Source organism: Amycolatopsis sp. SID8362, assembly GCF_010550475.1.
Classification (GTDB): Bacteria; Actinomycetota; Actinomycetes; order Mycobacteriales; family Pseudonocardiaceae; genus Amycolatopsis; species Amycolatopsis eburnea.
The window spans coordinates 1-11,954 of record NZ_JAAGNB010000928.1; the positions used below are offsets into that span (position 1 = coordinate 1).

Here is an 11,954-nt window from a genome sequence, read left to right on the forward strand (position 1 = left end):
CGCCACGCCGAGGCCCGCGCCGCCGTGCTCGACGAGCTCGACCCCGGCGTCCGGTCCGCCCTGCACGGCCAGGCCGCGCGCCTGCTGTTCGACCAGGGCGCCCGGCCGACCGCCATCGCCGCCCACGTCGTGGCGGCGAACCTGGACGAGCCGTGGACCGAGCACCTGCTGTCCGAGGCGTCGGAAGCGGCGCTGCTCGAGGACGACGTCGAACTGGCCCGCGCCTGCATCGCGCTGGCCAGCCGCTGCTGCACCGACGACCGCGACCGCGCGATCGCCAAGGCGTCGCTGGCCGAGATCGAGTGGCGGACCACCCCGGCGAAGGCGATGCGCCGGCTGCCGGAGCTGGTGCACGCGACCCGCGCCGGGCACCTGCCCGGGATCCGGGTGGTCGGCATCTTCGAGTTCCTGCTCTGGTTCGGCCGGGTCGACGAGGCCGTGGAGATCGCGAACGCCTTCGGCGACCTCGTGGACTCCACCGACCGGCGCACCCGCGGCGAGCTGCTCACGCTCGACTCGTGGCTGGCCAGCTCGGTGCCGGGGATGCGGCACCTCGTCGAGCCGATGCTCGCGACCTGCACCGGCGACTCGCCCGCGTCGCGGCTCGGGCTCGCGGTGAACTCGCAGCAGAAGGCGGTCGGCGCGCTGACCAGCGCCGTGCGCGAAGGCCCGACCGAGGCCGCCGTGCTCGACGCCGAGCAGGTGCTCGAAGGCACCCGGATGACCGACACCAGCCTGCGGCACCTGGTGTTCGCCGCCACGGTGCTGATCTACGCCGAGCGCCTCGACAAGGCCGCGACCTGGGCCGAGCACCTGATGGCGCAGGCCGCCGGGCGCCCGGCTCCGACGTGGCAGGCTTCGCTGGCCGAGCTGCGCGCCGAAGTCGCCCTCCGCCAGGGCGACCTCCCGCTCGCGGCCCGCAACGCGAAGCTCGCGCTGACGAAGATGACGCCGGAGGCCTGGGGCATCGGGGTCGGCGCCCCGCTGGCCACGCTCCTGGCGGCGCTCACCGAGATGGGCCGGTTCGACGAGGCGGCGGAGCTGCTCAACCAGCCGGTGCCCGACGCGCTCGGCGAGACCCGGTTCGGCCTGCACTACCTGCACGCGCGGGGGCACTACTACCTCGCGACGGGCCGGCTCCCGACCGCGCTGAACGACTTCCTCGCGTGCGGGGAGCAGATGGCGCGCTGGGAGCTGGACCAGCCGTCGCTGGTGCCGTGGCGTTCCAGCGCCGCCGAGGTCTACCTGAAGCTGGGTGACCGCGAAAAGGCGAGGGAGCTCGCCGAGGCGCAGGCGGCGAAGCTCGGGCCGGACTGCGGCGACCGCACGCGCGGCATCACGCTGCGGGCGCTGGCGCTGGTGGCCGACCCGGCGCAGCGGCCGAAGCTGATGCAGGAAGCGGCCGACGCGCTCGAAAAGTCCGGTGCCAAGCTGGAACTGGCCCGGACGCTGGCCGAGCTGAGCCGGGCCGGCGGCGATCCCGTCACGGCGCGCACGGCGAGCCGGGACGCGCGGGCGCTGGCCAAGGAGTGCGGGGCGGAGCTGCTGCGGCGGTCCTTCCTCGACGGCGGGAACGACGACGTCGTGGTCTCCCTCCGCGGCGCGGTGGCGCCCGCCGACGTCAAGCTGCTCACCGACGCCGAACAGCGGGTCGGCTGGCTGGCCGCGCGGGGCCACACCAACCGGGAGATCGCGAGCCGGCTCTACATCACCGTCAGCACCGTGGAGCAGCACCTGACGCGCGTCTACCGCAAGCTGAGCGTCACCCGGCGCCGCGACCTGGCGTCGGAACCGCAGCTGCGGGTGCCGGAGCAGCAGGAGCGGCTGCCGGGCGCGCCCGCCCGCCAGCCGGTGGCGGTCAACCACCAGGGGGTGCCCCCGGTGCGCCGTCCGCTGCGCCCGGTCCCGCCGCCCGTGCGCTGAGCCAGTCCGGAGGAGCCGGGACCCGCTTCGGCGGGCCCCGGCTCCTTCGCGCGTTTCCGCCCCACCCCTAGGTTTTCCGCCGCGCCCCTAGGCCGTTCCCCGCGGGGTAGGGGCGGGCCATTGACTTGGCGCCGATCTCCTTGACTTCGCGGCGGCGTGGCGCGAGCGTGGACGTCGTTGCCGACCACCGGACGCGGATTCGGCGGTACAGCGCGATTTTCGCGGCGGCAGGGTTCACCGAAGCTGCTCGCAAGGCGGCCGGACGACGCCACGGCGGGGGCTCGATCCGTTACGTGGCAAGGGAAGGCACACATTCATGGCGAAGCGTGCGTTGATCACGGGCATCACCGGGCAGGACGGCTCGTACCTGGCCGAACACCTCCTGGCCGAGGGTTACCAGGTCTGGGGCCTGGTCCGCGGCCAGGCGAACCCGCGCAAGTCGCGGATCAGCAGGCTGGTCTCCGACCTGCACTTCGTGGAAGGCGACCTGATGGACCAGGTCAGCCTCGTGTCCGCGGTGGACCTGGTGCAGCCGGACGAGGTCTACAACCTCGCGGCCATCTCGTTCGTGCCGATGTCGTGGCAGCAGCCGGAACTCACCACCGAGGTGAACGGCATGGGCGTGCTGCGGGTGCTCGAAGCGGTCCGGATGGTGTGCGGGCTGGACAAGTCGCGGCCCACGACCGGCGGCGGGATCCGGTTCTACCAGGCGTCGTCGTCGGAGATGTACGGCAAGGTCGCCGAGACCCCGCAGAACGAGCAGACCATCTTCCACCCGCGCAGCCCCTACGGCGTCGCGAAGACCTACGGGCACTTCATCACCAAGAACTACCGCGAATCCTTCGGCATGTTCGGGGTTTCCGGGATCCTGTTCAACCACGAGTCGCCGCGCCGCGGCGCCGAGTTCGTCACCCGCAAGATCACCATGGCGGTGGCGGAGATCAAGCTGGGCCTGCGCGACAAGCTCTACCTCGGCAACCTGGACGCGGTGCGCGACTGGGGCTTCGCCGGCGACTACGTCCGCGCGATGCACCTGATGCTGCAGCAGGACACGGCGACGGACTACGTCGTCGGCACCGGTGAGATGCACTCGGTCCGCGACGCCGTCCAGATCGCCTTCGACGCGGTCGACCTGAACTGGCACGACTACGTCGTCATCGACCCGGCCCTGGTGCGGCCCGCGGAGGTCGAAACCCTCTGCGCCAACCCGGACAAGGCACGCGCGGAACTCGGCTGGAAGCAGACGGTCGACTTCGAGGAGCTGATGCGCATGATGGTCGAGGCCGACCTGCGCAAGGCGTCGAACGAGCACAAGTACAGCGAGCTGATGCTCGCCGGGAGCTGGTGAGACGATGGCCCCCATCCTGTTCGCGTCGATCGCCGACGCCGGCATGATCAACCCGCTGCTGGTCATCGCGGGCGAGCTCGCCCGCCGCGGCGTGCCGGACCTGTACTTCGCGTCCACAGAGGACCGCCGCGCGGCCGTCGAGGCGATCTCCGCCGACAACCCGGTGAAGTTCGTTTCGTTCGGGGAGCGCCTCGAGTGCCCGCCGGGCGAGTGGAACCCGGACCTCTACGCCGCGGCGACGCAGCCCGCGAAGCCCGGCGCCCTCACCGCGCGGCCGCAGAACGTGATCGCGTACCTGAGCGGCGTCACCGACGCGAGCATCATGGTGACGATGTACGAGCGCGCGCTCGCCGTCGTCGACGAGGTGCAGCCCGCGCTGATGGTCATCGACTCCTCCAGCGTCTACCCGACCGACGCGGCGATCGCGCGGGACATCCCGTACGTCTACAGCGTGCCGATCTCGGTCAGCGAGGTCTTCGCCGACCGGCTGCCGCTGAGCTACCCGAGCCCGAACACCGGGCTGCCGCGCGACCTGTCCGGCCGCCAGAAGCTCGCGAACCTCGGCTTCCGGCTGCGGCTGCTCATCGGCATGCTGACGAAGGTGCCCGCGGTGCAGTTCACCAAGGCCCGCAAGGAAGCCGGCATCGTGAACGCGACCGCGGGCCAGTCCGCCTACGCCGACCGCGCGCAGGCGATCCTGGCGTACTCGGTGTTCGGCATGGAGTACCCGTTCGCCGCGGCGCCGTCGCACCTGAAGATGGTCGGCCCGGTCGTGCCGCCGCTGCCCGAGGCGGTGACGCCGGACCCGGCGCTGTCGGCCTGGCTGGACGAGCACGAGTCGGTCGTCTACCTGGCGTTCGGCACGCACATGCGGCTGACCGCGCCGCAGGTGACGGCGATCGCCGAAGCGGCGCGGAAGCTCGGGCCGGAGCACCACGTGCTGTGGAAGCTGCCCAAGGCCCAGCGCGCGCTGCTGCCGGCGGACCTGCCCGCGAACGTGCGCCTGGAGAACTGGGTGCCGTCGCAGTTCGACGTGCTGGCCCACCCGCACGTGCGCGTCTACTACAACCACGGCGGCGGCAACAGCGCGTACGAAGGCGTGTACTTCGGCAAGCCGGGCCTCGTGCAGCCGTTCTGGATGGACTGCCACGACCACGCGGCCCGCGTCCTCGACAGCGGCTGCGGGCTGGTGCTTTCGCACGAGGAGACCGTGTCCGCGGACGCGATCGTCGCGAAGCTGCGCCGGTTGCTGGAGGAGAAGGAGTTCACGGCGAACGCCGAGGACTGGGCGGACCGCTTCCGGTCGGCGGGTGGCGCCGCGGCCGCGGCCGACGCCGTGCTGGCCGCGGTCCGGTGAGCGGGGAAGGGAAGGACATGTCCGTCAAGTACCCGGTTTCGCAGCCGTACTTGGACGAAGCCGAGCTGGCCAACGTCACCGAGGCCGTCACGAGCGGCTGGATCTCCTCACAGGGCCCGTACGTGGCCCGCTTCGAGGAGGCGTTCGCGGCGTACAACGGGATCGAGCACGGCGTGGCGTGCTCGTCCGGCACGACGGCGCTGACCCTGGCGTTGCGCGCGCTCGGCATCGGCCCGGGTGACGAGGTGATCGTCCCCGAGTTCACGATGATCGCGTCCGCGTGGGCGGTGACGTACACGGGCGCGACCCCGGTGTTCGTCGACTGCGGCGACGACCTCAACCTGGACGTGTCGCTGATCGAAGCGAAGATCACCCCGCGCACCAAGGCGATCATGCCGGTGCACGTCTACGGCCGCCGGTGCGACATGGCCGCCATCATGGAGCTGGCGTACGAGTACAACCTGCGCGTGGTGGAGGATTCCGCGGAGGCGCACGGCGTGCGGCCGGTCGGGGACATCGCCTGCTTTTCGCTGTTCGCCAACAAGATCATCGCGTCGGGCGAGGGCGGGATCTGCCTGACGTCGGACGCGCGGCTGGCCGCGCAGATGAAGCACCTGCGGGGGATGGCGTTCAACCGGGACCACACGTTCCTGCACAAGAAGGTCGGCTACAACTTCCGGATGACCAACCTCCAGGCCGCGGTCGCGGTGGCGCAGGTGGGGAAGCTGGACTCGATCCTCGAGCTGCGGGCGTCGATCGAGGCGCGCTACGACGACCGGCTGCGGGACGTGCCCGGCGTGACCCTCATGCCGCGGCGCGACGTGCTGTGGATGTACGACCTGCTGTGCGAGCGGCGGGAGGAGCTGCGGGAGTTCCTGGCTTCGGAGGGCATCGAGACCCGGGTGTTCTTCAAGCCGATGAGCCGGCAGCCGATGTACCTCGACCCGGTGTGGCCGTCGCTGAAGGCGAACCGGTTCGCGGAGGAGGGGCTGTATTTGCCGACGTACACGTCGTTGACGGAGGCGGACCAGGAGTACATCACCGACCGGGTCCGGAAGTTCTACGGCTGCTGATTGTGGGTTGAAGGGGACCTTCCGGTCAGGTGACTGGCGGAGGGTCCCCTTCGGCGTGTCCGGCGCCGGCCCCGGCAAAGTCTGGCCGGTGCGGCCGGGCAGACCACGCAGCCAGGCGCGCTGCCGCCGGTCACCCGCTCGCCGGCTGACGTTGCCGGAACCCTGGGAGCGGACGTAGTGAATGACTCATTCATGTCGCCGGACGCCAGGGCCCCGGCAAAGTCGGATCAGCGCGGCCGATCCGGCCCTCGCGATGTCATGAAAGGGTCATTCACCTCACCAGACGACATGAATGACCCTTTCACGACATCCGCGCGACGTCGGGCAGACCACGCAGCCGGCCTGCGGCCGGGCACCCGCTCACCAGCGCGACTTTGCCAGCACCCTGCCGCGGAACGTAGTGAATGACTCATTCATGTCGCCAGACGACATGAATGACCCTTTCACAACACCCCCGCGACGTCGGGCAGACCACGCGGCCAGGCGACTCTGTGGCCGGTCACCCGCTCGCCGACGCGACTTTGCCGGCACCCTGTCGCCGGACGCCATGAATGAGTCACTCACTACGTCTCGGGTCAGGGCTCGGCAAAGTCGAATTGTCTTGCATGAACGCCACATTGGGGCGCATCCGCGGGCCGCCGCCGGGCTGACTTTGCCGAAGCCCACCTCGTCCGGCGAGATGAACGACTCTTTCATGGCATTGCGGTCCGCGCCTGGCTAGGGCTTCGGCACCTTGCTGCTCAAATACGTCAGCACCGCCAGCACCCGCCGGTTGTCGTCCTCGTGCTGGGCCAGGTCCAGCTTCGTGAAAATACTCGCCGTGTGCTTCCCGACCGCGGCCTCGCTGATCACCATCCGCTGCGCGATCGCCGCGTTGGACCGGCCCTCCGCCATCAGCTCCAGCACCTGGCGCTCGCGGGGGGTCAACGCCTCCAGCGGGTCGCGGCGCGAGCGGCTCGCCAGCAGCTTCGAGATCACCTCGGGGTCCATCGCCGTCCCGCCGGCCGCGACCATCCGCAGCGCGTCCACGAACTGGTCCGCGTTGAGCACGCGGTCCTTGAGCAGGTAGCCGATCGCTCCCGCGCCGTCGGCCAGAAGCTCCCGTGCGTACGTCTGCTCGACGTGCTGGGACAGCACGAGCACCGGCAGCCCGGGACGTCGCTGGCGGGCTTCCAGGGCCGCGCGGACGCCCTCGTCGCTGAACTTGGGGGGCAACCGGACGTCCACCACCGCGATGTCCGGCTCGTGGTCGTCGATCGCCTTCAGCAGCTCGGTCGCGTTGCCGACCGCGGCCACCACGGTGAACCCCTTCGCCTCGAGCAGCCGGGTCATGCCGTCTCGAAGCAGGTAGAGATCCTCCGCGAGGACAACGCGCACGAACCGCTCCTGGGTTTCCGGGCCGGGCGGGGCCGGGGCTGGGTGGTCCAACCGTACCGTCGGCGCACCCGCCCGGTTACCCCGCGTCAGTCGAGCGCGCGCTTCAGGAAGCCGCGGATCCCGATGATCCCGAAGAGCACCGTCGCGGCCACCATGACCAGCAGGGAGATCCACAGCGGGATCGATTGGACCTGCGTCGGCATCACCAGCCGGCGCAGCGCCTCCGACACGTACGTCAGCGGATTGGCCGCGCAAATCACCTGGAACCACCGCAAACCGGACAGGCTGAGCCACGGGAACTGGCCCGAGCCGGTGAAGATGAGGGGGACCAGCAGGATCGTGAAGACGAGGTTGATGTGCCGGGGCGGGACGATCGTGCCGAGCACCATGCCCACCGCCGCGCCGGCCAGGGAACCCAGGGCGACCACGCCGGCGACGCCCGGCAGGGCCGCGGGGTCCCAGCTGACGCCGTCGAGGATGAGCAGGCCGATCGGGATCATCACCAGGCCGGCGATGACGCCGCGGATCGCGCCGAACAGCATCTTCTCCACCGCCACCAGGCGGATCGACAGGGGTGCCAGCAGGCGGTCCTCGATCTCCCTGGTCACGGAGAAGTCCAGCACCAGCGGGAGCGCGGTGTTCTGCAGCGCCCCGGTGAACGCGTTCATCGCGACCATGCCGGGTAGCAGGATCTGCGCGTAGCCGGCGCCCGCGTAGCCGATCTGCGAGAGCACCTTGCCGAAGATGAACAGCAGGAACAGCGGCTGGATCAGCATCTGCGCCAGGAACGGCAGCAGCTCCCGCCCGGTGACGAAGGCATCGCGCCCGAGGACGGCGAAGAACGCGCGGGCCTGGCCGGGGTTGCCGGCCTGGCCGGTGCCGAGCCCGGGCGGCGGGGTGAGCGTCGTGGCGGTCATCGGAGGTCCCGTCCGGTGATGGAGATGAACACGTCTTCGAGGGTCGGCTTGCCGAACGAGATCCCGGTGACTTCGCACCGCTCGCGGCCCAGCACGGCCAGCACGCCGGGCAGCAGCGACGCCGGCTCCGCTTCGGTGTAGAGGCGGAACTGGACGGCGCTCTCGTCGGCGGCGGCCCGGCCGGTCGCGGCGAGCCGCTCGACCCGGACGACGGCCGGCACCAGCTCCAGTTCCTTGCCGACGGCCTCGGCGGGCGCGTCGGCCAGCGTGACGCCCACGGTGAGCGTCGTGTTGCCCGGCAGCGACCGGGTCAGCGCTTCGGTGGTGTCGAGGGCCAGCAGCTTGCCGTGGTCGACGATGCCGACCCGGTCGCACAGCTTGGCCGCCTCCTCCATGTCGTGCGTGGTGACGACGACGGTGACGCCCTCGGCCGTCAGCTCGGCGACGCGCTCGTGCACGAACAGCCGCGACTGCGGGTCCAGCCCGGTCGCCGGCTCGTCGAGGAACATCACCTTCGGCCGGTGCATCAGGGCACGGGCGATCATCACGCGCTGGGCCTGGCCGCCGGACATCTCGTCCACCCGGGCCTTCGCGCGCGGGCCGAGGCCCATCCACTCGATCAGCTCGTCGGCCCGGCGGTGCCGCTGCGCGCGGCCCATGCCGTGGTAGGCGGCGTGGAACAGCAGGTTCTGCCGCACCGTGAGCGACTGGTCGAGGTTGTTGCGCTGCGGCACCACCGCGAGCACCTGGCGGGCCGCGGTCGCGTGCTTGACGACGTCGATGCCGGCCACCTCGGCCCGGCCGGACGTCGGCAGCGCGCGGGTGGTCAGCATGCTGACCGTCGTCGTCTTGCCCGCGCCGTTGGGGCCCAGCAGGCCGAAGACCTCGCCCGCGGCGATCGTGAAGCCGAGGCCGTCGACCGCAGGCCGTTCTGCTTTCGGGTACCTCTTCACGAGGTCCCGCACCACCACAGCGTCCTGCACGCTGGTCCTCCAGGAAATCAGGGTCGAAAGGGCAGACGGGGGTGAGGAAGGGCCGTGGTGCTGGGGGACAACCTCGGCCCTTCCCCACTGGCGGCTGGTCCGGACAACGGACCAGCGGGTCAGGAAACGCGCTTGAGGTGCCGCTCGAGCTCGTCGGCCGCCCGCACGGCGCCGCCGGCGGAGCGCACCTTCGCGCTCATCGCGGCGACCGCGGCGTCGATCCGCTCGTCGCTCGCCGTGGCGCGCACGGCTTCGCGCAGCAGCTCCGGAGTGGGCTCCTGGCCGGCGAGGCTGGTGCCGAGGCCGAGCTCCGCGACGCGCTGGGCGACGGCGGCCTGCTCGACGCTCTGCGGCAGCGACACCATCGGGGTGTCGAAGTACAGCGCCTCCATCGTCCCGCCCATGCCGGAGTGGGTGATGAAGGCCGAAGCGTGCTTCAGCACTTCCAGCTGCGGAACCTGGGCGTGCGCTTCGAAGTTCGGCGGCAGCTCGCCCAGCTCCGCCGGGTCGAGCGTGCCGATCGACAGCACGACGTGCCAGTTTTCGCCGGTGAACGCCGCCACGACGGCCCGGAAGAAGTCCGGGCGGTCGTTGAACGCCGTGCCGAGCGAAACCAGCAGCACGGGCTTCCCGTCGGACGGCGGCTGCCAAGCGCCCTGGAACGCCCGGTCGCCCAGGCACGGGCCGACGAACGCGAAGTGGTCGTCGAACGTTTCGCCGTGGTACTGGAACTCCTTCGCCACGAACGCGAGCGCGAACTCCTCGCGGCCGATGGCGAAGTCGGCGGGGGTGATCTCCGGTACGCCGTGTGCGGCGGTCAGCTCCGCGATCTTCTCGCGGAACGCCACGCGCGCCGGGTGGTCCTCGCTGAAACCGTTTTCTTCCCCGAGGAACTTCGCCAGCGACCACTCGTCGTTGTAGGCGAAGGACGGGAACAGCTCCACCGCGGGCACGCCCCACTTCGCGGAAAGCACCCGCCCGGTCGCGTAAACCGTGCGGTCGTACAGGATCAGGTCCGGCTTGTCGTCGGCGAAGGCCGCTTCGAACACCGGGATGGTCGCGGTGCTCTCCATGACCAGCACCAGCGGCAGCCAGGCGGCGAAGTCGGCGGGCGGGGCCTCGGTGCGCGGCTTCGGCGTCAAGGACGACTCGTAGCGCAGGACCCGCGCCCCCGTCGGTGCCACCAGGTCGGCGAACTGGTCCGTGGTGGCGAAGGTGACGCGGTGACCGCGGCGGACCAGCTCGGCGGCCACGTCCAGCGTCGGCATGACGTGCCCGTACGCGGGGATGTTCAGCAGCGCGATGTGTGCCATGGGAAAAGCTCCTCGGAGTGCGGTGGTCGGCCGGGGCCCTCAGGCACGCAGGTCGTGCTTGCGGGTGTAGTAGGCCATGAAGCCGATGAGCCCGCCGAGGACCACGATCCACTGCACGGTCGTCACCAGGTTGATGTCGTCGAGCGGCAGGGAGTAGGCGAGCACGACGCGGACGACCGCGTCGACGATCATGCCGACGCCGAAGACCACTGTCAGCAGGCGCAGCCCGTGGCGCATCTTGGGCTCGGTGTCCCAGCGGCGCTCCCAGACCTCCGCGCCGGCGCCGCCGCGCTTGGTGCGGGCGATGCTGACCCCGGCGTGCAGGAAGAACGGCTTTTCGAAGAACAGCGTGATCAGCATCCAGATGCCGAACATGGCGGTCAGCCAGCCGTCCTTGGCGAAGAAGAACCGGGCGTCACCGGAAATCAGGGAAACCGCGGTGCCGATCACCATCATCGTCACCATGAAGAGGCCGAGCCCGTCGATCTTGCGGTACCGGGCGAAGACGTACACGGTGCGGACCACCGGGACGATGCCACCGATGATCGCCGCGGTCAACAGCGGGACACCGTTCTGGCGCAGGATGTAGTAGACGGCGAGGGGGACGATCAGGTCGAACGCGGCGGAAGCGAACAACGCCAGCCGCGGGTTCCGGGGTTCCGCGTGGGACTGCGTGCCCGCTTGCGTGCGCTGGATACCGGCTTCGTTCATTGCTGCTCCTGGGTCATCGCGAGTTCGGTCGCGTTTCCGGTGCCATTCGCTTGCGTCGTGGCGCCGCTTGCCTGGACAACGGTAGTGTCGCGATGCTGGTCGGCGTGAGCCTGTTAGACCGAACATAGGGGTATGGCTGGCTATACCCCTATGTGTGGCCTAAGCCGATTGTCCCGCTCCCCGGGGCGCCCCAGACTGGGACGACCTCGAGTGCGAGCGGACCCGATCGGGTGCGTCCGGGGCGGATGGGGGACGCGATGAGCCGACCGGGAACACTCTCCCGCGGAGAGTATGATCTGCCGATGTCGACGATTCCCCAGCGGAGCGCGTCGGCCGTCCGGCGCGGCTTCGCCGGAATGGCGCGGCTGCTCGTTTTCGCGCTGTTCGCGGCCGCGCAGGTGTGCGTTCTCACGTTGCCCGCGGTGATCTGGCTGCCGGAATACGTCGCCGCCGCGGGGCTGACCGTGCTGGTCGCCATTCCCGCGTGCCGGGTGCTGCCGGCCCTTTCCCGGAAAAGCGCGCCGTCGCTCTACGGCCGCGCGATCGAATCGCCGTACCTCCCGTTGCCGGCGCTGGAACGCACCGAAAACGGCTGGTACTGGAACGGCTACGACTTCCACAAGTCCCGCTGGATCTCCCTTGCCCAGCGCCGCGGCCGCTGGTTCTTCACCGACCCGGCCACCTGGCGCGACCTGTGCTGGCTGGTGGTCAACCCGCTGACCGGCGGCCTGCTGGCGGCCGTCCCGGTCGCGCTCGCCGCGTTCGGGGCGTTCCTGCTGGTCTCGCCGCTGACCGCGCCCCACCTGGCGACCGACGAGTGGTACTTCCCGCTGCCGGTGGACACCCCGGCCGGGGTCGCCGGGACCGCCGTCGCCGGGCTGGCGCTGCTGGTGCTGGGCCTGGTGGCCGCGCCCGGCGCGGTCAGCCTGCACGAGGCCTGGACGCGGTGGCT

General features: G+C 70.6%; 10 protein-coding genes. 5 read left to right on the forward strand and 5 right to left on the reverse strand.

Annotated elements, in window-relative coordinates; all coding sequences use genetic code 11:
- From G3I65_RS28935 to G3I65_RS28950, 4 genes are all read left to right on the forward strand, one after another.
- The coding region (locus G3I65_RS28935) for a helix-turn-helix transcriptional regulator (RefSeq protein ID WP_239071512.1) at nt 1–1,923 on the forward strand (1,923 nt) is incomplete at its 5' end.
- 316 nt (nt 1,924–2,239) lie between these two features.
- On the forward strand, nt 2,240–3,271 hold the full coding sequence (locus G3I65_RS28940) for a GDP-mannose 4,6-dehydratase (RefSeq protein ID WP_125314864.1): 1,032 nt from the start codon (nt 2,240–2,242) through the stop codon (nt 3,269–3,271).
- 4 nt (nt 3,272–3,275) lie between these two features.
- Nucleotides 3,276–4,628, forward strand: a complete 1,353-nt coding sequence (locus tag G3I65_RS28945) for a glycosyltransferase (protein WP_160698909.1) — start codon at nt 3,276–3,278, stop codon at nt 4,626–4,628.
- Between the two features lie 17 nt (nt 4,629–4,645).
- Complete coding sequence (locus tag G3I65_RS28950; RefSeq protein ID WP_160698910.1) at nt 4,646–5,701, forward strand: DegT/DnrJ/EryC1/StrS aminotransferase family protein; 1,056 nt, start codon at nt 4,646–4,648, stop codon at nt 5,699–5,701.
- A 717-nt stretch (nt 5,702–6,418) separates the two neighbouring features.
- On the opposite strand, the gene G3I65_RS28955 is transcribed toward G3I65_RS28950, so the two are convergent.
- The 5 genes from G3I65_RS28955 to G3I65_RS28975 form a co-directional block, all read right to left on the reverse strand.
- Nucleotides 6,419–7,078, reverse strand: coding sequence for a response regulator transcription factor (locus G3I65_RS28955; RefSeq protein ID WP_125314861.1), 660 nt, complete (start codon nt 7,076–7,078; stop codon nt 6,419–6,421).
- An 86-nt stretch (nt 7,079–7,164) separates the two neighbouring features.
- Nucleotides 7,165–7,995: an ABC transporter permease gene (locus tag G3I65_RS28960; RefSeq protein ID WP_160698911.1), complete on the reverse strand. Its 831-nt coding sequence runs from the start codon at nt 7,993–7,995 to the stop codon at nt 7,165–7,167.
- Nucleotides 7,992–8,978: an ABC transporter ATP-binding protein gene (locus G3I65_RS28965; RefSeq protein ID WP_125314859.1), complete on the reverse strand. Its 987-nt coding sequence runs from the start codon at nt 8,976–8,978 to the stop codon at nt 7,992–7,994. Before G3I65_RS28965 ends, G3I65_RS28960 begins: the two co-directional genes overlap by 4 nt.
- A 119-nt stretch (nt 8,979–9,097) precedes the next feature.
- On the reverse strand, nt 9,098–10,291 hold the full coding sequence (locus G3I65_RS28970; RefSeq protein ID WP_160698912.1) for a macrolide family glycosyltransferase: 1,194 nt from the start codon (nt 10,289–10,291) through the stop codon (nt 9,098–9,100).
- 39 nt (nt 10,292–10,330) lie between these two features.
- On the reverse strand, nt 10,331–11,002 hold the full coding sequence (locus tag G3I65_RS28975) for a VC0807 family protein (RefSeq protein WP_086863354.1): 672 nt from the start codon (nt 11,000–11,002) through the stop codon (nt 10,331–10,333).
- Between the two features lie 302 nt (nt 11,003–11,304).
- On the opposite strand from G3I65_RS28975, the gene G3I65_RS28980 reads away from it, so the two are divergent.
- Nucleotides 11,305–11,954: sensor domain-containing protein (locus tag G3I65_RS28980; protein WP_203612536.1), on the forward strand; the 650-nt coding region annotated here is incomplete at its 3' end.